General features: G+C 65.0%; 20 protein-coding genes. 8 read left to right on the top strand and 12 right to left on the bottom strand.

The genetic code is table 11. The features are described from left to right. Positions 1-29 precede the first annotated feature (29 nt). The 3 genes from W5W_RS0112130 to W5W_RS16950 are packed head-to-tail and all read left to right on the top strand — an operon-like array spanning position 30 to position 3,994. Positions 30-722, top strand: coding sequence for an SWIM zinc finger domain-containing protein (locus tag W5W_RS0112130; RefSeq protein WP_017195576.1), 693 nt, complete (start codon positions 30-32; stop codon positions 720-722). Further along, on the top strand, positions 719-3,829 hold the full coding sequence (locus W5W_RS0112125; RefSeq protein ID WP_017195575.1) for a hypothetical protein: 3,111 nt from the start codon (positions 719-721) through the stop codon (positions 3,827-3,829). The genes W5W_RS0112130 and W5W_RS0112125 overlap by 4 nt, the downstream gene beginning before the upstream one ends. A 39-nt stretch (positions 3,830-3,868) precedes the next feature. Then, entirely contained in the window at positions 3,869-3,994 is a 126-nt protein-coding gene (locus tag W5W_RS16950; protein ID WP_008732882.1) for a serine aminopeptidase domain-containing protein, read from the top strand. Between the two features lie 44 nt (positions 3,995-4,038). Here the strand turns inward: W5W_RS16950 and W5W_RS0112115 are convergent, their stop codons facing one another. From W5W_RS0112115 to W5W_RS0112090, 6 genes are all read right to left on the bottom strand, one after another. Further along, entirely contained in the window at positions 4,039-4,422 is a 384-nt protein-coding gene (locus tag W5W_RS0112115) for a type II toxin-antitoxin system VapC family toxin (RefSeq protein ID WP_017195574.1), read from the bottom strand. Then, positions 4,419-4,643: a FitA-like ribbon-helix-helix domain-containing protein gene (locus W5W_RS14985; protein ID WP_029574300.1), complete on the bottom strand. Its 225-nt coding sequence runs from the start codon at positions 4,641-4,643 to the stop codon at positions 4,419-4,421. The genes W5W_RS0112115 and W5W_RS14985 overlap by 4 nt, the downstream gene beginning before the upstream one ends. Before the next feature lie 64 nt (positions 4,644-4,707). Beyond that, on the bottom strand, positions 4,708-4,836 hold the full coding sequence (locus W5W_RS16835; RefSeq protein ID WP_017195573.1) for a hypothetical protein: 129 nt from the start codon (positions 4,834-4,836) through the stop codon (positions 4,708-4,710). A 7-nt stretch (positions 4,837-4,843) separates the two neighbouring features. Beyond that, positions 4,844-5,239: a type II toxin-antitoxin system VapC family toxin gene (locus W5W_RS0112100; protein ID WP_017195572.1), complete on the bottom strand. Its 396-nt coding sequence runs from the start codon at positions 5,237-5,239 to the stop codon at positions 4,844-4,846. A gap of 6 nt (positions 5,240-5,245) precedes the next feature. Beyond that, positions 5,246-5,476, bottom strand: coding sequence for a type II toxin-antitoxin system Phd/YefM family antitoxin (locus W5W_RS0112095; RefSeq protein WP_017195571.1), 231 nt, complete (start codon positions 5,474-5,476; stop codon positions 5,246-5,248). Positions 5,477-5,623: 147 nt separating this feature from the next. Continuing rightward, on the bottom strand, positions 5,624-6,073 hold the full coding sequence (locus tag W5W_RS0112090) for an RpiB/LacA/LacB family sugar-phosphate isomerase (RefSeq protein WP_017195570.1): 450 nt from the start codon (positions 6,071-6,073) through the stop codon (positions 5,624-5,626). Between the two features lie 618 nt (positions 6,074-6,691). On the opposite strand from W5W_RS0112090, the gene W5W_RS15820 reads away from it, so the two are divergent. Together W5W_RS15820 and W5W_RS0112085 are read left to right on the top strand one after the other, a co-directional pair. Beyond that, positions 6,692-7,138, top strand: a complete 447-nt coding sequence (locus tag W5W_RS15820; protein ID WP_161603445.1) for a lipoprotein LpqH — start codon at positions 6,692-6,694, stop codon at positions 7,136-7,138. Positions 7,139-7,855: 717 nt separating this feature from the next. Beyond that, positions 7,856-8,227: a lipoprotein LpqH gene (locus W5W_RS0112085; protein ID WP_017195569.1), complete on the top strand. Its 372-nt coding sequence runs from the start codon at positions 7,856-7,858 to the stop codon at positions 8,225-8,227. Between the two features lie 220 nt (positions 8,228-8,447). On the opposite strand, the gene W5W_RS0112080 is transcribed toward W5W_RS0112085, so the two are convergent. Continuing rightward, on the bottom strand, positions 8,448-9,419 hold the full coding sequence (locus tag W5W_RS0112080) for a diaminopimelate dehydrogenase (protein ID WP_017195568.1): 972 nt from the start codon (positions 9,417-9,419) through the stop codon (positions 8,448-8,450). Positions 9,420-9,933: 514 nt separating this feature from the next. Between W5W_RS0112080 and W5W_RS0112075 the strand changes: the two genes are divergently transcribed. After that, positions 9,934-11,094, top strand: coding sequence for a sunset domain-containing protein (locus tag W5W_RS0112075; RefSeq protein WP_238533341.1), 1,161 nt, complete (start codon positions 9,934-9,936; stop codon positions 11,092-11,094). Positions 11,095-11,228: 134 nt separating this feature from the next. Here the strand turns inward: W5W_RS0112075 and W5W_RS15305 are convergent, their stop codons facing one another. Together W5W_RS15305 and W5W_RS14975 are read right to left on the bottom strand one after the other, a co-directional pair. After that, positions 11,229-11,714, bottom strand: coding sequence for a hypothetical protein (locus tag W5W_RS15305; RefSeq protein WP_154650346.1), 486 nt, complete (start codon positions 11,712-11,714; stop codon positions 11,229-11,231). Between the two features lie 383 nt (positions 11,715-12,097). After that, positions 12,098-12,856: a DUF6318 family protein gene (locus tag W5W_RS14975; protein WP_238533340.1), complete on the bottom strand. Its 759-nt coding sequence runs from the start codon at positions 12,854-12,856 to the stop codon at positions 12,098-12,100. Positions 12,857-13,197: 341 nt separating this feature from the next. On the opposite strand from W5W_RS14975, the gene W5W_RS16970 reads away from it, so the two are divergent. Next, complete coding sequence (locus W5W_RS16970) at positions 13,198-13,419, top strand: sunset domain-containing protein (RefSeq protein WP_029574299.1); 222 nt, start codon at positions 13,198-13,200, stop codon at positions 13,417-13,419. A 64-nt stretch (positions 13,420-13,483) separates the two neighbouring features. Here the strand turns inward: W5W_RS16970 and W5W_RS0112055 are convergent, their stop codons facing one another. Genes W5W_RS0112055 through W5W_RS0112045 form a run of 3 tightly spaced genes read right to left on the bottom strand, consistent with a single transcriptional unit; the run spans position 13,484 to position 16,307 of the window. After that, positions 13,484-14,305, bottom strand: coding sequence for a DUF4097 family beta strand repeat-containing protein (locus W5W_RS0112055; protein WP_017195564.1), 822 nt, complete (start codon positions 14,303-14,305; stop codon positions 13,484-13,486). Further along, positions 14,302-14,961 carry a LuxR C-terminal-related transcriptional regulator gene (locus W5W_RS0112050; RefSeq protein WP_017195563.1) on the bottom strand — a complete coding sequence of 220 codons (660 nt, stop codon included), beginning with the start codon at positions 14,959-14,961 and terminating at the stop codon, positions 14,302-14,304. Before W5W_RS0112050 ends, W5W_RS0112055 begins: the two co-directional genes overlap by 4 nt. Further along, positions 14,952-16,307 (bottom strand): sensor histidine kinase, encoded by a 1,356-nt coding sequence (locus W5W_RS0112045; protein ID WP_017195562.1) that lies wholly within the window; start codon positions 16,305-16,307, stop codon positions 14,952-14,954. The genes W5W_RS0112050 and W5W_RS0112045 overlap by 10 nt, the downstream gene beginning before the upstream one ends. A 219-nt stretch (positions 16,308-16,526) precedes the next feature. Here W5W_RS0112045 and W5W_RS14970 point away from each other — a divergent pair, with 219 nt between their 5' ends. Beyond that, positions 16,527-17,267 (top strand): hypothetical protein, encoded by a 741-nt coding sequence (locus W5W_RS14970; RefSeq protein ID WP_017195561.1) that lies wholly within the window; start codon positions 16,527-16,529, stop codon positions 17,265-17,267. Positions 17,268-18,237 lie beyond the last annotated feature (970 nt).

Here is an 18,237-nt window from a genome sequence, read left to right as displayed (position 1 = left end):
TGTGGCTGAGCGCCGTACGGGGGCAGCTGATGACAAGGACCCACCGCACGCCCGGAGGAGTCCGGCTGCTGGGCACCCATCGCCTCGCCGCCGTCGCCCGGCTGCTGGCCAACCTGGAGGGCCTGACCGTCTACGCCCCCGCAGACGGCGACGGCGCCACCGCGCTGGAGTTCGCCCTGCCCGGCGCCCGCCTCACGCTCATGCTCACCGTCGAGCCCTCCCGCGGATTCTCCGGTGAAGGCTCCCTACTCACAGCCCTGGCAGCGCCGAATACCGCCGAGGACGCCGACCTGATCTCGGCGCTGCTGGCCTTCGATCCGCGCATCGATGAATCCCGTCTGGCCCGGGAGGCGAACCTTCCCGAGCCCCGGGTACGGGCGGCCCTGGCAGTGCTCGGCGCATCGGGGCGGGTCGGCTGGGACAGCCATGAACAGTCCTGGTTCCACCGCGAGCTGCCCCACGACCCGGACCGCGTCGAACGCGACAACCCCCGCCTGGTGACGGCGCAGCGGCTCGTCGATGCCGGGGCCGTCACTCACAACGGCGACCACTGGCTCGTGGCCGGCGATGAGGCCGGATACCGTGTCCAGGGCGAGAGCTGCACCTGCACCTGGTACGTGCGATACGCCGGATCTCGCGGCCCGTGCAAGCACGTCCTGGCGACCCGGCTGATCACCAGGGCAGAAAAGGCGACAGGGACAACAGAAAAGGCACACGCATGAACACCGAGCAGGCGGCCGCCATCGACGTCTTCCGAGAGCTCGGCTGGGTCGGCACAACCTCAGAGCAATGGCCGACACTGCCGATCGGCACATCCCAGCAGCGGCGCATAGCCCGCGACGGCCTGAAGTCGGGAGACTGGGATGAGCGCGACCCCGAAGCGTTCCGGCTCCGCTCGACATTCCCCGACGATATCGACTGCATCGCGCTCCTGGCCTTCGCCATCCGGTGCGGCATCACGGCTCGCCGGGCGGTCTCACTGCGCTGGTCCAGGCTCTTCAGCAACGACGTGCACGTCGCGCTCCTCAGCGAGCGCGGCCCAAGGTTCGCCGCCGACTACATCAACCGGGAATCCAGCGGCCATGACATCGCCGACGTGCAGGAGACCCCGAGGCACGGCCCCGCATGGCTTCAGCTCGTACGCGATCTGGACCTGGAACCGCCCCGCCGGCTGGGCTACGCGGTCGCCTGGACGACGCTGGCCCTGAAAGCTCTCAACGGAGAGAGCGACCCGCAGCCCTTCAAGGCCGAGGCTGAGGAGCATCTCAGCCTCGCCGTCGAGGTGCGGCTGCCCCCGCACGGAGCCCTCGGCGATCTGCTGCTCCGGGATCTACTGCCCCGCGAGCGCCGCCTGGACGTCTGCCTGGCAGGGCTGGAGTCCGCGTCGCGTCCCAGTGACCGTGCCGACTGGGGGCGTCTCCTGGCGGACCTGGAGATCACCGACGACGAGGTCCGCGAGCACGCCGATCTTCTCCTGGGCGCCCTGGCCGTTGGAGAGGGGCCGCTCCTAGAGAGCCTGGGAACTCGCTGCGCGACGGCGCTGGGCGACGAATACTTGCCCGACCTGCTGGTCATCACGGGGGCTGCCCGCACCCAGAAGGCGGCCAAGGCGCTCCTGTCGGCCCTGGCCGGCCGGCCTCGGCCCGAGCAGGTCGCCGGCATAGAACCGCTGCTGGCCGACCTGCTGTTACGCGACGGCGGCATCGCTAAGGCGGCGCGGAGGCTGCACGAGGCCTGGGGCATCGACTCGGAAGCCCCGGAGGCCGAAACCGAACTGCTGCCCTGGCTCCCGGTCCCGCCCACCTGGCAGGTCCCGGCCTTCGACCCCGGGCCCGCCACCGCCGAACACCTCACCGAGCTGGCCGCCGCACTCGAGCGCTCCCCGGACCCGCTGCTGGCGGAGCGGTTCGTCGCCACGCTGCACGCCATCGTCCGCCGCGATCCGCAGGAGGCGGAGCTGGCTCTGGGCGGGCTCAACGGCGTCAACGCGCGCCACCGTCTGGGGCTCGACGTCTACGCCGAGTGGCAGCAGCCCCTCTTGAAGAATGCCGATCACGCGGACGAAGCGCGCGAACGGGATCTCGGCCCCAGACTGGCGGAGGTGCCTGTGGTCGTGTCGCTGCCGAGTCGCGACGATCTCACCATCGATCCGGAGGATCTTCTCGATCGGCTGCAGCAGTTCGACGAGGCCGGCGTCGCAGTGCCCGCCGGGGATCTCTATTGGGCGCTGCTGCGCCTCGATACCACTGCCATCACAGAGGACCTGATCTCACGCGCCCGGATGATCCGCGCCAACGTGCGGTTCGCCGACGGCTCTGCTCTAAGAGGCGGAAATCGACTCCCAGTCGGCCCCACACGCGACTTGACTGCCGGCCAGGCGCTGGCCCAGCTGCTGGAGCACCCCCTGATCGAGCCCTGGGACGATGACGAGGAGCACCTGACCGCCGTCAGCCTGGCCGAGCAGCCCGGGTTGGCCGGATGGCCGATACATGTGCGGGAATACTGGGGATTTCACTACCTGCTTCCCCGCATGTCGAACCTCCTGATCCGGAGTGTCCACTTCGATGAGGGCATGGGGAGCGCGCGGCAGACCGCCAGGCACGGCCATCCGCTCACGCGCCGCACCACAGTCAACCTGCTCGCCCTCGTGGTCAACGGCGAAGACCGCGCCAGGGCCTTCGAGGCTGCCATCGACGCTTGGAAGCGCGGCCTGCTGCTGCCCGAGCGATTCCGGCCCCGCAGCCTCCCCGACCGGTTGGCGGCCTGGGCGGTCGTATTGAGGGACCTGGCCGAGGCGGGGGCGCTCGCACTGTCCTGGCGGGTGCTCGATGAGCTGCTGGCTCGGGCCGCCATCGAGTCCCGGCTGCCCGCAGGTACTAAGGAATTGGTGACGGCAACCGCGCACCTGACCGAGTCGGTGCTGGCCGCCGTCGAGGCCGGGAGCGCCCCCGCCTCGGTGCTGGACCAGTCCGGGCTCCGCGGGGTCGCCGGACGCAGCGGCAGCTCCGAGGCGGTGAAGCTGGCCCGAGAAATTGTCGGCCGGCTACCGCGGGTGAATGGTCCCAAGCCTGCCGGGACGACGATCCGCCCGTGGCGCTACGAGGACGTCTGGAATGGGGACCCCGTTTGGAAGCCGATCAACGATGGGATCTCGGTCAAAGTGGTCGAGGTCAAAGAGCGGACTACGCTGTTGCTGACGACCGGAGACGGAACCCGTTATACAACGCCCATCGGCTGGACCCACGACCTTGCGTTCCGTCGACAGCGTTGGTGCGTCCATGTGGAGACGGGAGCCGGGGTCTGGCTGTGGTGGGACTCGAAGAGAAAGAAACTGCGAGTCAGCGACAAGCATCGCAGCATGGAGAGCAGGGAACCTCTGAGCAATGGGCTGGCGGCCGTGGCCGTGGCCTCGTGCAGCAGCAGCGGCTACTACTGGCTGGGAGAGCTCCTGCGAACCAACACGCTGGCTCCGGCCACCCTTGCCGCCGCAATGCCCTCTCTTCTGCCCGCATTGGCGACACCGCTGCTGCGGGGAGTTGAGAAGAATCAGAAGTACTGCCATGTGCTGTGGCCGATCGTCACGGAGGCCATCGCCTACGCCGGCGCGCAGAAGACCCCGCCCCGATGGTCCCCACGAGCGCTGACCCTGGCATTGCAGATCGCACCGGTACTGCAGGAGGCGGCCCGCCGAGGCAAGATCGCCCCAGTGGGCTGGGAGGGCTTGGACTCCCTCGTCTCCGCGAGGGGAAAGACCGGCGAGCGCGCCCGAAAGCTTCGTGAGCTGGTGGCAACGATATCCGAGGCCGAAGAAGACCGGCCGACCAGGTGAAGGCGCTGATCGAGCTGCTCGACCACCTGGAAGTCGAGCGTGTATTTCGTCCTGGGCGCCTCGGCAGGCGGTACGGCGGTGATCCGCTTCGCCCTTGCCCACCCCGGGCACACCAAGGGGCTCATCCTCTGCTCCCCCGCCATGCACAGAATCTGGGCGTTGTAGTTCTCCACCGAGCCGGGCTGCCGACGCGATGCGCAAGCGTCCCGCTATGGAGTGATAGCGCAATCTGAAGCAGCTTTGGCCAGCCGGACGTCGAGAGTGAGCAACTGGCACCCGAGCACACGAGCGAGAACCACGTACGTGGCATCGTATGCGGTCATATTGTGGCGCTGCGCCCACACCTCTGAGAGAAGATCATCCATGGGAAGCTGCTCCACTCCCAATTGCCTGAACTCCTCGAACCCTCGTAGAGCTTGCTCCTCAGTGATATGTCCGCCCAAAGACAGGCCCCGGAAAACCGAGGCGACTTCCGCGGTCAGGTGCTGAGGAGCGAGTAGATCATGGCCGCCCAGCAGCGCCGCCGCCTTGCCGCCACGCCGCGTCCCTAAAAGCACCTCAACAACGACAGCGGCATCGACCACTAACGTCATCGCCCGTCTCGCTGCTCGGCTAGCACATCTTCTGCCGAAGGCAGGTCGCAGACCCCGCGTTCGGCGATTCGGGCCAGCAACTCGGCGCGGCTAGGGCGATCAGCGATCCGCTGCAGCTCCACCAGCAGATAATCGCTGAGCGAGCGCCCCTCCATTGCAGCTTTCGCCTTAAGAGCGCGACTGGTCGCCTCAGGCACGTTGCGAATCTGAACCGTCGACATGCATTTAATATGCCGCGCATGCAGCGCGCATGCAAGAGATGGTGATCGGGTGGCGCATGTCCGCTCAGCGGCTCGCTTCGCAGTCCTCGATCTCGGCGAGCTTCTCGCCGTAGCTGCTGGAGGGGTCGTGACGTAGATCGAGCCAGAGGTCCACCAGGGCCCAGGCGGCAGGCGCCGCGATGCGAGCGGTCACACAGTCATCAGCACTCGATAAGCGCGATTCCGTGAAGATCCTTGAAAACATGATCCGCACTCGCCAACGCCCACCCCCGACGCATGGCCTGAGCCGAGATCATGCGGTCGAAGGGATCCCGGTGCTCCCATATGAGCGACGCCGCAGCGATCATGTCCTGGGCCTCTAAGGACAGCGGCCGAGCATCCAGCTCTACGAGCTTGTCACTCCATTCCAGAGCGATGAGTTCAGCCTGGGGCCACTTGCCCAAACGAACTTTGTTGATGAGTTCGTAAGCGCTGGCGCTAGAGACCCATAGCCGGTTGCGAGGATCGGACAGGGTATGCAGAGCCGGCGCGTTGATCCTGCGACCCCCGGTACCCAGGAGCCACGCAACAACGTTGGTGTCCAGGATGATGTCCATAGCCCACTACTCCCACCGCGCGAGTTCATCCTCCGACATCGGGGCGAGGAGGATTTCATCCGGGATGTCGTACTCGGCATAGCTGGGGAACACCCGCCGCTCTGGCGCCTTGATAGCAACGATCCTGGCAACAGGCTGCCCCGCCCGGGCAATCGTGACATCCTCGCCCTTCTCAGCCCGGACAAGAAGGTCGGAAAGACGGGCCTTGGCCTCGGCTACATTGAACTGGGTGCTCATAGCGCCGATGATGCCCCCTCAGCCATTGTTGGTCAACATTAGTATGACCAACTATCGGGCGGGCACGCCCGGATCCTCCAGCGCGGAGCAGCCGACAGTGACGCTCGGGTGTTGGACGAGCGGACCGATCTCCACCAGTAAAACGCATCAGCAATGATTGCCGGCCTCATACGCCTCGATCTCGGCGAGCTTCTCGCCGTAGCTGCTGGAGGGGTCGTGCCGTAGATCGAGCCAGAGGTCCACCAAGGCCCAGGCGGCGGGCGCCGCGATGACGTTCTGCCCCATGCACAGAATCTGGGCGTCGTAGTTCTCCACCGAGCCACGCACGGTGACGAGGTCGTGGGCCGTCGCAGCCCTCACACCCCTGACCTTGCTGGCGGCGATGGCGGTGCCGACGCCGGTGCCGCACACGAGGATGCCGCGATCAGCCCGCCCGTCGACAATGGCCTGCGCGGCCCGGAAGGAGACCTGCGGGTAGGTGATATCGGGCTCGGACAGATCAGTGACGGCGCTGACGCGCTCATCCCTGTGCAGATGCTCTTTCAGAGCATCCTTGAGAGCTAGACCGTTGCCGGGGGCGCCGATGACGATTCGCATACTCGTAGCCTCTCAGGCCGCGACTCGGGAGGCGAGCCAAGGCCCGACAGACATGACCGAGCACCCGTCCGGTTGCCGCGACGCTCTGAATCTCTCCGCCGCGGTTTCCGGGCACCGGGAAGCTTATTCATGAGCTCTCTCATGTTTCCGCAGGTTGTGTGTGTTGCGCAGGAAGGTGTTGGACGGTCTTCAAGGGTTGAGGGCAGGATGCGCGCTTGGTCGAGCCCGGGGCCCCTCGCAGTGAAGGCCGGAAGCGGCGAGGGTTCCGTCAACCGGGGTCAACCGGGACTGCCGCCCTCAACGGGACTTCATCCCCGATGACGAGGCCCCGGCCTTCGTGATCGGCCCCGAACCCGCGTTGCCGGTGCAAGCCCTCGTCCACGACAATGCTCACGCGACCTCGAGCGCCCTGGCCCGGCCCGCCGGACGGCCCTGCTCTGGTACCGGTACGGCGCATTGAGGGTGCCAGGTGTCCAAAACGGAGGAGATCAGCCCGGTCACCATGCAGCGCGACGCCGAAAGCACACCGGAAACACAGCGAAAACACGCCAAAAACACCAGTTCATCGCACGGTTTCTTGAAGACACCCACGCCAGCGAGGCTTTAATCCCCTCCGTTTTGGACAAATCCGCCCCAACAAGCACGGCCCACACGAGTCCAGCAGCCGAGAATTCCTTCTCAGCCACAATCGACGGCCACCCCTTCACCATCGACCAGTCGACCGTGAGCTGCGCCCTCGAGGGCGGATCGAAGTCCATTAGCGCCGAATCGGCGGACGCTGAAGAAAAACCCATTTACTTCATGATGATCCTCGACAGAAAGGATCACGTAGACACGATCACGACTTCTCGAGGACACGACCAGGGAAACGTCTACAGATTCGAGTACATGCTCCGTTTCACGGAAGCCTCTAGGACCGCCCATGCCGAAGCCACAGTGGAGGGATCGACCTATACCGTGACGGGTGAGGCCCCCGCCTCGGACACAACAGCTGATTCAGCCCCTCTCAAGGCCTTCGATATGACCGTCACCTGTTCCCGAATGGCCACTCCATCTCCATTATGAGTCCCCGTCGCCGTCATCCAGATTCTCGAAATAGCGAGCGACGGGTCAGCGCTGATACCCGTATGCCTCATAGGCGGCTCTTGCGGGTGCATGCCCGGGATCATCCCCGGTTTCCACCATGATCATGGTCATCCCCGCGTCGTGGGCACGGGTCGCAATGAGCAGTGATGCAATGACACGCGCGAGAAGTGATCATGATGAGCGCGGACATGCGAGGAATCTCGGAGAAGATCTCCGAGAAAATCTGGCGAGACATATCGAGACACATACCGAGGATCCCGAACTTATGCAACGGGCCACGGAACGGAAGAGCCGTTAGTCCCAGATTGCGAATGCAGATGAATGCGCAAGAAGCAGAATTCCGCAGCCGCCCACCGCTGTTCACCCAGAGAAGACGGCCCTGATGCGCGCATAGGCATCACTACACCCCCTCATTTCTCCAGCCGCCATCCATCTATCCCTTATGCTGCTGAGTGCGGGCGCCGCCGGCGTCAGCAACAGGTTCAAGTCGTTTGAGCCGCACCTCCTGACCACGACATATTAAGGACGGCATCAACCATGAGAATCCGAAGCATCCAGACCATCACGGCTCTAGCCCTGACTGCGACCCTGTCCACGGGATTGAGCGCTTGCAGCGGCAATGGAAATAGCAATAGCGCACCGAGCGCCACTGAGCATTCATCCGAGAGCGCCGCGAACGACAGTCCAACTAACAGCATGACCAGCACGGCTGCGGCGGCTGTCCAGGACTCCTTCTCAGCCACGATCGACGGTCAGCCCTTCACCATCGACCAGCCGATCGTCGCCTGCGCGACAGAAGACAGCGCGACGTCCGTTAACGTGACCGCAACAAACAGCGAAACCGACTACTTCACGACGGTCTTCGGCGACAGTGGCCAGGTAACCTTGATCATGGCTTCTCAGGGAGACGAGATGATGCTCAACTTCATGGATGCCACAGGAATCGGCCACGCCGAGGTCACGACCAACGGGTCGACCCATACCGTGAAAGGCGAGGTTCCCGCCGCGAACCCGGCGGATGAATCCGCTCCTCTCAAACCCTTTGAAATGACCGTGACCTGCCCCTGAGCACTACCGCAGCCACGGCATGGCCGATAGGAACGTGTGCCGGGAGAGTCGCATAGAGGCGACTCTCCCGGCACACGTTCCATCCGGCACCGATGACGATTGCATGCCCGCATGCCTGGCAGCCCTCACCGCGTGCCGGAATAGCCCGGCCTCCCGAAGCCAGGATCCGCAGTCGAGAGCGCAGGTCGTATCGGTCCCGCCTACGGATCCCGGCTACCGATCAGAGATAGGAGGCGCGCAGGTCGGCCGGGTCCTTCGCCGACAGGTCGGCCAGCGTCACGTCGAAGACCGTGCGAGCCCCGGTCTCACCGCGCGCGGCCATCTTTGCCACCGCCCGACCCGTCGCCGCCACGACGGAGCCGGTGAACTCGGGGTTCGATCCGAGGCTGAGCTCGAAGGCGATGTTCGCGGCGACGCTCGGGGAGGTCTCGCCCCGACGAATCACTGTTCCTCCGTGCGGAATGCCCGCGTGCTTCGCAGCCATCTCCTCGGCGGAGATGAAGGTGACGGTGGTGTCGTAGTCCGCGAAGTAATTCGGCATCTCCACGATCTCCTTCTCAATGAAGGCGAGATCGGCGCCGTCTTCCGCTACGACATAGCAGTCGCGCCGATGCATCGAGCGAGTCGTCAGCTCGACGTCGTCGCCGGCCTTGACGGCGTCGACGGTCTCCCGCACCGGCAGTGTGTACTGCCTCGCGTCCGCGACACCGGGGATGCGGCGGATCGCGTCCGAGTGCCCCTGGGAGACGCCGGGGCCCCAGAAGGTCGTGGTGGCGCCGTCGGGCAGGACAGCCTCACCGAGGACCCGGAGCATGGAGAACAGGCCGGGGTCCCAGCCGGTGGAGATGAGGGCGAGGTGGCCGGCCTCCTTCGCAGCGGCATCGACGGAGGCGAAGTAGTCAGGGATCTTGGCATGGGTGTCGTAGGAGTCGACCGTGTTGAAGAAGGCGACCGTCGCCGGGCCCTGCTCGGCCAGGTCCGTCGCGGAGCCGCCGCAGTTCAGGCAGACATCGACTTTGTCCGCCCAGTTCGACATGTCGTCCACGTGCGCCACCGGCGCGCCCTGCGTCGCGATCGAACCCGGATCACGCCGGGTGAAGACGACGACGAGCTCCATGTCGTCGTTCTTGGAGATCGCCTGCTCCGCGCCCCGCCCGAGGTTGCCGTATCCGTTGATTGCGACCCTGATCATGAGTTCTCCTGCCGTTGTTGCTTTGCCGCTTAGTCTCCCATCGGGGCCGGACGGGCGCGAGGCCCGGCGGGCCAGGCGCGATGAGGGATGAGGAACACCTCGCAGGGGCCGACTCACCCGGCTCACAGGTGCTCACGCGCTCGCTCGCGCCACGCTTGACGGCGAGGCATCCACGCCTAGAACACGCCTAGAAGCAGACTCAGGCCATGTAGGCGGAACCAGTCGGATCGACATATCGGAGCCGGCTTCACCACGTGAAATTATCCGCGTGAGCGAGGGATGCGAAACAGTTGCCCGGTTTTTACCTAAATGAAACCGCGAACAGCGAATCGGGTCTGGAACAGAATCCATCAGGCTCATACAATAAGTGCGAATTCGCCATTCCATACAAGAGCTCAACAATTCCCCTTCGTCAAGGATGACGAGGAGACGTGGAAGCATGGTGAATTCTAGATCCTCAGGAAGGAATCTCATGAAACATCTTCATCGATCCGCACTCGGAACGCTCGCAGCGATGTCGCTCATATGGACACTCGTTCCCGCAGCCACGGCCGATCAACACAGCGGGAAGCCGACGGACGGCGACGGGATTGTCGGGATTGCAGCTCCGGAATTCCCCGACCCCAATAGCGAACCATCAGTCACGCCCGAGCCCAGCATCGAACCAACGGCCGATGCGCCCATTGATCCCCCGGCGCCGTCCGCCGCCCCCATGCTCAATGGCTGGAACGAGGATGGCGGTCGCCGGTACTACTATGAGCAGGGCAAGAGGAAGACCGGATGGGCTCAGATCGACGGCTCCTGGTACTACCTCGGCACTGACGGCGCCATGCAATCCGACAAGTGGGTCTCCTCGGGCGGGCAGTGGTTCCACCTCAGCGCTGATGGCACGATGTCCACTGGATGGACTGAAGTCGGAAACGCCTGGTACTTCCTTAATGCCGACGGCGTCATGCAGTCCAATACCTGGATCGACTCCGGCGGGCGGTGGTTCTACCTGGGCGACTCGGGCGCCATGCTCACCAGCGCGTGGCTGCCCCAAGGAGGCTCCTGGTACTACCTGGGCGCTGACGGCTCGATGGCAACTGGATGGGCCCAGGTTGAAGGCGCCTGGTACTACTTGGGCGGCGACGGCGCCATGACCACCGGCTGGACCCGAGTCGGAGGCACCTGGTACTACTTCGGCGCTAACGGCGTTATGCAGCACGGCACGTGGATCTCCTCTGGCGGGCAGTGGTTCCATCTGGACGACTCGGGCGCCATGACGACAAGCACATGGCTTTCACAAGGAGGCTCCTGGTATTACCTCTATGCGGACGGCTCGATGGCCACCGGCTGGGCACAGCTCGGAGGCTCCTGGTACTACTTCGACACCAACGGAATCATGACCACAAACAAGTGGGTCGGTGATTACTATCTGCAAGGGGACGGCTCCATGGCCACCGGTTGGGCGAAGGCTGGAGGTACTTGGTACCGCTTCAGCGGAAGTGGTCGATGGGCCAGCGTCTACTCAGGGACGTACACCTGCCCCAGTTGGGCGCCGATCAAGGGGAACAAGGAGAGCATGATCTACCATCAGCCATGGAACCAGGCCTACGGTCGGACCAAGGCAGAGGAGTGCTTCGCCTATCCGTCAGATGCGGAAGCCGCGGGATACCGGGCCGCGAAGAGGTAATCGCCTTTCATCAGATGTGGGCCGGGAAAACCAATTGGTTTTCCCGGCCCACACTCCTGGACTTCTGAACACATTATGAATGCGCTAATTTATGGGCGGAGGATCGTAATATCCAGGTAACGCGTTCCGGTGGGTTAGTGGCCTTGGGCTTCTTCGGCGTCGTCGGTGAGGTAGGAGATGCGTCTGACGAGGTCGAAGGGGTCGGAGGTGTCGGTGGTGGTCAGGGTGCCGGAGATGGGTTGGGCGGGCCCGCCTTCTACTGAGTAGGTGGCGCTCCAGGTGGTGGTCAGGCTGATGACGACGTTGTCGGCGGTGTGGGAGTACTTGTGAAAGACCGTGTGATCGGGGTAGGCGGCTCCCGGGTCCTTGGTTGTGGTTGTGGTGCCGTCACCCCAGTCCCAGGTGTATGACGCCGGGGTGGCCACGATGGTCACCGGAGTGCCCCCGACCTGGGTCTCCATGGTTTGGGAGTCCCCGGAGGTGTAGACGATCACGATCTTGGATACCAGTGCCTTGGCGCCCGGGGGCTGGCGTGTAATGCCTGATCCGTTGGCCATGACTTTAGAAACATCCGAGGACGTGACCACGACGGGCACGCCGGCTGCCCCTGCAGCTTCCACGGCGGCGGCGGGTTCTTCGGGCGCGGACTGGGGTCTATTGAGGAGCATTAACATTAGATCGACCGCTTTTGACGTGCAAAATACGCGAGCTAGCCCTGTTTCCGGCAGGCAGTCATCCACAGTCTTCGAGAATTCCTCCGCAAGCGGATCACCGGCCCCCTCCCCCACAGAAGCCTCCCCGCCCTGCACCACCGGAGCAGGCGCCGCCTCAGGAACCGGATCAGGGTCGATCACACGCGTATGAACTCTTGTTACCCCAACAGAATTGTCCTTTCCTTCAGAAGAAAAAACTTCATCGTCACTATCTCCTACAGCGGTCGACGAGATCGACATATGAATCACTAAAATGACGGTGAGCACAACAGTCAACTTGTGAAGTTTTTTCATTCGACCTGTCCTGCCCGAATGATCCAGTGCCCGTCCGTGTATTTCATGGCAAAAATAATTACCGTGTACGAATGAGGTTCCGCGACCTCGGGCTCTCCTCCAGTTCCGTCATATGTATACGTGGTATCTCTATCGAAGGCGATGTCCACTCGGGAGTACTCGCTGCCGGGGCCGGGATCGGAGTAACCCGACTGAACAACAGTTTGAGCCCATGGGTCACGCCACCCGCCGGATTCGTGGAGTTCTTTCACATTGGTGATCACCGAGTTGCAGAACAGGCAGTCCTGCCGACTCATCGACTTCCACTGCTCCAGGTCCCCCGTGGCATACACATAGGGATACAACTGAACGAAGTAAATCGCCGTCGCAATAGCACCCTCAGAGGAATTCTCATCCATATTCTCCGGCTTCTGCGGAGCCGGCATCGCCAGGGCCGCCTCACGCGCAGCCGCCTGATCGGCAGGAAGGTCCACCGTCGGAGATGCCGTCGCAGAGGCAGACACAGCAGAAGCCGACGGACCGCCACCACCACGGGCATCATCACCGCCCCTGCCGCATGCCGCCAGCGCTCCCATAGCCCCCAAGGCCCCCGACGCACTCAGCACCACAACCAACACCGCCCGCAGACAACTGTCTCCGGCACGGCGAACACGGCTTCTTCCGGCACGGCAGACGTGCACACAGAGACGGAACCAGACCGGGACAGCCATCATCATCACCACTATCAACAACGACGATTCAGGGAAAACAGGCATCCATGACCTCCGGCCCCACCCAGCGCCTCAGCACCACTCAGGACCGAACAGGCATCACAGCAACACTGTAGTGACCCCCTTGTGAGGCCCGCCACCCTCACAAACCCTTCTGTGGAAAACCCAGGCACCCGCCGCTTGCCTAACCCCAACAACACAGGCCATCGAAGACCCGTCCGGCCACGAAACCATAGCGGCCCTGGCCCCCGGTCCTTGGCCTGCCCGGAGCCCTAAGCGCGGCCCTGATCTACCTGCTCCGCAGCCACACCCAGGCTGACATCGCTGACATCCTGGGCGTATCCCAACTGGACCTTGCCCCTGGCGTTTACTCCTGCCCCACCTGGATGCCGATCAAGGAGAGCATGATCTACCACCGGCCTGGCCAGCAGTCCCACAACAAGACCAGAGCCGAGGAGTGCTTCGCCTACGGCTCTGATGCGGAAGCCTCAGACTACCGGGCCGCGAAGAGACAATCGCCTCTCATCCGTGTGGGCCGGGAAAGCGAACCGACTTTCCCGACCCACATTTCTGGACTTCGGATCGATCTCAGTGCGGGCATTGGCTGAACTTAACAGCGACAGGGAGAGCTCCCGAGATCACCGGATCATCGCCGGCCGCCCGACGTTCTCCTTACTTCTTATCCTCGAGGGACACCGAGCCGGCGTCGACGCTCACCTCAATGACACCTGCGGGGGCGGAAGGGTCAATGGTCAGGTTGTTGCTGACGGATCCGTCTTCGGCTTTGGAGCTCACCGTGTAGTTGCCGGCGGGCAGGGCGAGCGAGGCCGACCCCGCGCCTATGTCCGCCGTCAGCTGCTCGGGCACCTGCGTGAACGCGCCCTCGACCGAGCCGGATCTCACCTCCACATCGACCTGCTCGGCGTCATCAATGTTCAAGTCGGCGCTGCCCGCAGCCACGTTCACGGTCACGACATTCGCCGCCCCCGACAGGCTAAGGCTCCCGGCACTGACGTCCGCAGTCGCGCTGCTCAAGTCGGCCTTGACGTCCAGGCTGCCGGCGTCGACACTCAGATCAGCCGTCAGGCTCTGCTCGCACAGGGACTGCGGGATCTCCAGGGCCGCCTTCTCGGCAGGCTTCCCGAAGAGCCAGAGGGGCAGCCAGTTGTTGTCGGTTTCCTGCCAGACACGGACCGTGCCGCCCTCAACATTCATGTACCACCGGTCCGTCACGTTCTTCTGGGTCAGCACAAAGCTCTCCGAGGCTCCACAGGCGATCGTCAGGCCACTGCTGCCCACATCGATGTCCAGATTCGCCATGCCGTCGGCGGCGACGGACACGGGGCCGTAGCTGCGGACGCGCATGGTGGTGATGAAGGCCCCGAGAAAACCCAGGATCATGACGGTTACCAACAGGACGATACCAAGCCAGGTGAATGAGGACCAGCGACGGCGCGGGGCAGCCGACCCGGTCTGGGGAGCGGTAGCAGTCATGGGAGTGTCCTTTCTTCGGCGACGTGGACCAGGGCAGCCAGGACGCGGCGGTTCGAGTGCTCATCGGCGGCGAGGCCGAGCTTGAGGAAGATGGCGGAGACGTGCTTCTCGATGCTGGCTGCCGACAGGTGCAGGGACTGCGCGATCGCCTGGTTGGAGCGCCCTTCGGCGATGAGTGCCAGGACCTGGCGCTCGCGGCCGCTCAGGCTCGACAGGCGGGAGTCGTGAGAGCGGCGGTTGAGCAGCTGGGCCACGACCTCGGGATCCAGGACCACAGCCCCGTCGGCGATACGGTCCAGAGCGTCGAGGAAGTCGACGACGTCGGCCACCCGGTCCTTGAGCAGGTAGCCCAGCGCCCTGGTGCTGGAGGCGATGAGTTCCCCGGCGTAGTGCTCCTCCACGTACTGGGATAAGACGAGGACCGGCAGCTCCGGGTAGCGCTCGCGCACCTGCAGAGCCGCACGCACGCCCTCGTCGGTGAAGGTCGGGGGCAGGCGGACGTCCAGGATGCAGAAGTCGGGCGGGTCACAGGCCAGGGAGTCCATGAGGCCGACGGCGTCGGGCAGGGCCACCACGACCTCGTGGCCGACCTCAGTGAGCAGCCGGATGAGCCCCTCGCGCAGGAGAACGGAGTCCTCGCAGATCGTCAGGCGCACGGCAGACTCACCTCCAGACTGGTCGGGCCGCCGTCGGGGCTGGCCAGGGTGTAGGTGCCGCCGGCGCCGTGGACACGCTGGGCGATGCCGTCCAGCCCGCCGCCGGGCACGATCCGGGCGCCGCCGACGCCGTCGTCCTCGACGCGGATCCACAGGCCCGCCTGCGGGGTGCCGGCCTCGCGGATGCGTCCCTGGACGCGGCACCCGGTGGCCCGAGCATGCTTGGCGGCGTTGGTCAGGGCCTCGGCGATGAGGTAATAGGCGGCGGTCTCCGCTTCGCGGTATCGAGGGCCGGGCGCGGCATTTTCTCCGCCCGGCCCGACGGCGTCGTCGAGCCGCATGTCCAACTCAACGGGCAGAGGGTTGCGAGCAGCCAGAGAGGACAGGGCGGCGTCGAGGCCGCGATCGGCCAGGACGGAAGCGTGAATGCCGCGGGATACCTGTCGCAGCTCGGTGAGGGCGGTCTTGGTGGAGGAATGGGCCTCTGCGATGAGAGCGCGGGCGCCGTCGGGGTCGGAGTCGATCTTGTGCCGGGCCAGGCCGAGGGTCATGCCTACGGAGACGAGACGCGGCTGAACGCCGTCATGCAGGTCGCGTTCGATGCGAGTGCGCTCCAGGTCGGCGGAGCGGACGGCACTGGCACGCTGCTCGCGGGTGGCGTGGACAGCCCGGGCGAGCTCGCGGCGGCTGGGGAGACTGACAAGCGCGGGGGCGAGGGCCGCGTGGGCTCTGGTGACGCCGAGAGCGCCCAGTGCCATAAGGACGCCGAGGACCAGCTGGATAGGGGCGAGGCCTATCTGGCCGTCCACGAGGTGACGCAGCGCGGACCCCAGGAGCCCGGCTCCAGCCAGGGCGCACCACAGGAGCACGAGCCCCATCAGCCAGCCGACCACGAAGGAGGCGAGCGGTCGGCACACGGCCAAGGACGTGCCCTGACGCCAGAGCCAGCGCAGATAGGGGCCGGGGTGGGACCCGGTCGGCCGCGAGGCGAGAGACACGGGAGTGCGGGGCAGGCCGTAGAGGTCCTGGACCCGGGCGGTCTCGAAGCGTGCGAGGCCGATCATGAGGTGGACGAGCAGGATGAAGAACAGCAGGCCGATCCCGAACAGGGCGATGGTCGCCGCCGCGAGCGAGGACAGAACGATGAGCAGGACGACCGGAGCGGTTCCGGCCAGGCCCAGGACGGCGAGGTGCGCGGCGGTCAGGATCAGGGAGCGGGCCGACGGCGCCGCGGACGGCCGGGTCGGGGCGACGGTGCTGGGCGGCGACGCCGAGGCGTTCGCAGGAGAGGTGCCCAGGGCTGGGGCGGCGGGCTCTGGGGCCAGGGGGACGTGCTCCACGGTCATGAGAAGGACGCTAGTGGCGGGGTGGCACAGGCGGCCACCGGGATGACCGGAGAAGCGAGTCGTGTTTTCCGTAATGCGTGGATGGGAGTGCGGATGAGGAGTGTGGCGCGCCCGAGCCGCTTGACCGGCCATCGGCGACGCCGTCCCGCCCAAGCCGGCCGCCGATCAGACGGCATTGATAAACTTATCAGGTGCGCACGCCTCTCGATTCGCCACGAGGTGCAGCACCTGGATGACCGCCATGCGCTCTCCCAGGTGCTCATCGCGTTGGGGGACGCATTGACGTATGAGCAACAGGTGGAGGCGCCGGGGGCGGTGCGCTTCGAGCGGGCGCTGCCGATCGCCGTGTTCCTCACAGGGTTGCCGGAGTTCACGGATATGGCGGGAGCACGGACGGGTGCGACCTTTGCACGTCGATTCCAGACGGTCACGCTCGGGGCGATCGACGACGCATCAATGCTCACGGCGCTGCAGCCATTCGTCTCCGAGGGGTGGGAGGTTGCCGGGAATGAGACGTCTGGCGATGGGCCTGGCCGCGTGTTCATGGAGCCGGCGGCGCAGCGAGCGATTGTGGAGAGGGCCTGCGGGGAGCCCTTCCTGTTCCAGCTGGCCGGCGAGCGGGCCTGGTACGCGGGCGACGGCGATGTCATCACAGCCCGGGAGGTGGCACGGGGCTGGCAGGGTGCAGCAGGCGAGGCGGAGGCGCATGTGCAGCGGATTCTTGAGCGGTTGCCGCAGCGGGAACGGGAGGTGCTGGAGGCGATGGCGGGACTCGACCCGCAGGACCGGACTCTGACGCGGATCGCGCAGGAGGCGGGCTTCGCCCGGGCGACTGACGCCGGGCCTGCCGCGCAGAGACTCGATGTCACGCGCGGCATCATCAGACGCGGGAAGCCGTACACGTTCCGTCACCGCGCAGTGGAGGCATATTTGACGAGCGACTGGCCGCGACTGGGGTGAGTTGCCAGTTCAGGGGTTGGTGGGGCCCGATGGCTGGGAATGTTCTTCCGCTGTGAGGGCCTGCCCGAATTACCTGGATCACGCTCCGGGAGCTATCACCTGGAGTCCCACCGATCTGGCCGCTTCGCCGAGCCAGCGGTCATAGGTGAGGGCCGTAACGGCATCAAGACGCATAACCGCCTTGAGGTGCAGTGCATCAAGGGTCCGCAATACTGCATGGGAAGAAGTCCTACGCTGCGGTAGACAGCCCGATCAAGAGCAGCGACGCCAACGCCGTCGAGGATCGGAATCGTTGCGCAGTTCGCGCCACGGCAGGCTCCACTACACCTCCGTCGAGCCTGTCACCTTCCGCCCAGCCTCACAAAACGACGCCACGTGGAGGCTTGTTCCTAGGCCCCGCACGCCATCGGCCGTCTTCGTCGGGGCGGGCCAGTGCGCACGCGAGGCCGATTGATGGGGTTGCCAGGCCGAATGTGTCCAAAACGGAGGGGATTAAAGCCTCGGCGACCCAAGTATCTCCAAGAAACCATGCGATGACCTGGTGCTTTCGATTTCACGCTGTGCGAGGTTCGGGCCAATACCCTCCGTTTTGGACACCTGGAGCGGTCAGCGGGCCACATCATTTCTGCATCGGGCCGGACTGGGACATTCGGGGGCACTCTGGCCTCGTCGTAGGGGGGGGAGGAGCGCCACCGACTCGGGTTCGGGGCCGATGACGAGGACCGGGAGAGCATCATCAAGGACCAACGCCTCTCCACCCAAGGGGTACCAGGCGATGAGTGCAGGTGGGATGATCGCGCTGAGGAATGCATGCACGACCTTCGCTCGCGTTTCCCGGCCCATGGACGGTCGAGAAACACAGGACAAGGTCGTGGAGTGCAATGCCCAAGGCGGGGGACGGACGAGAGCAGGGGTTCCGTGACACGGGTGGGCGGTAGGAGCCCTGCATTCGGCGCGAAGACTCCTGCGC

The sequence above is a fragment of the Actinomyces massiliensis 4401292 genome, assembly GCF_000269805.1.
Taxonomy (GTDB): Bacteria; Actinomycetota; Actinomycetes; order Actinomycetales; family Actinomycetaceae; genus Actinomyces; species Actinomyces massiliensis.
Note: the sequence above shows the minus strand (reverse complement) of the source record. Positions and strands in the feature narration are given on the sequence as shown.

Coding starts and splice junctions, on each gene's coding strand:
- W5W_RS0112090 (WP_017195570.1), bottom strand. CDS start 6,073: ATGCGAATCGTCATCGGCGCCCCCGGCAACGGTCTAGCTCTCAAGGAT.
- W5W_RS0112080 (WP_017195568.1), bottom strand. CDS start 9,419: ATGATCAGGGTCGCAATCAACGGATACGGCAACCTCGGGCGGGGCGCG.
- W5W_RS0112115 (WP_017195574.1), bottom strand. CDS start 4,422: ATGACGTTAGTGGTCGATGCCGCTGTCGTTGTTGAGGTGCTTTTAGGG.
- W5W_RS0112055 (WP_017195564.1), bottom strand. CDS start 14,305: ATGACTGCTACCGCTCCCCAGACCGGGTCGGCTGCCCCGCGCCGTCGC.
- W5W_RS0112075 (WP_238533341.1), top strand. CDS start 9,934: ATGTCGCTCATATGGACACTCGTTCCCGCAGCCACGGCCGATCAACAC.
- W5W_RS0112095 (WP_017195571.1), bottom strand. CDS start 5,476: ATGAGCACCCAGTTCAATGTAGCCGAGGCCAAGGCCCGTCTTTCCGAC.
- W5W_RS14975 (WP_238533340.1), bottom strand. CDS start 12,856: ATGCCTGTTTTCCCTGAATCGTCGTTGTTGATAGTGGTGATGATGATG.
- W5W_RS0112085 (WP_017195569.1), top strand. CDS start 7,856: ATGACCAGCACGGCTGCGGCGGCTGTCCAGGACTCCTTCTCAGCCACG.
- W5W_RS0112125 (WP_017195575.1), top strand. CDS start 719: ATGAACACCGAGCAGGCGGCCGCCATCGACGTCTTCCGAGAGCTCGGC.
- W5W_RS16970 (WP_029574299.1), top strand. CDS start 13,198: ATGCCGATCAAGGAGAGCATGATCTACCACCGGCCTGGCCAGCAGTCC.
- W5W_RS0112100 (WP_017195572.1), bottom strand. CDS start 5,239: ATGGACATCATCCTGGACACCAACGTTGTTGCGTGGCTCCTGGGTACC.
- W5W_RS0112045 (WP_017195562.1), bottom strand. CDS start 16,307: ATGACCGTGGAGCACGTCCCCCTGGCCCCAGAGCCCGCCGCCCCAGCC.
- W5W_RS14985 (WP_029574300.1), bottom strand. CDS start 4,643: ATGTCGACGGTTCAGATTCGCAACGTGCCTGAGGCGACCAGTCGCGCT.
- W5W_RS0112130 (WP_017195576.1), top strand. CDS start 30: ATGACAAGGACCCACCGCACGCCCGGAGGAGTCCGGCTGCTGGGCACC.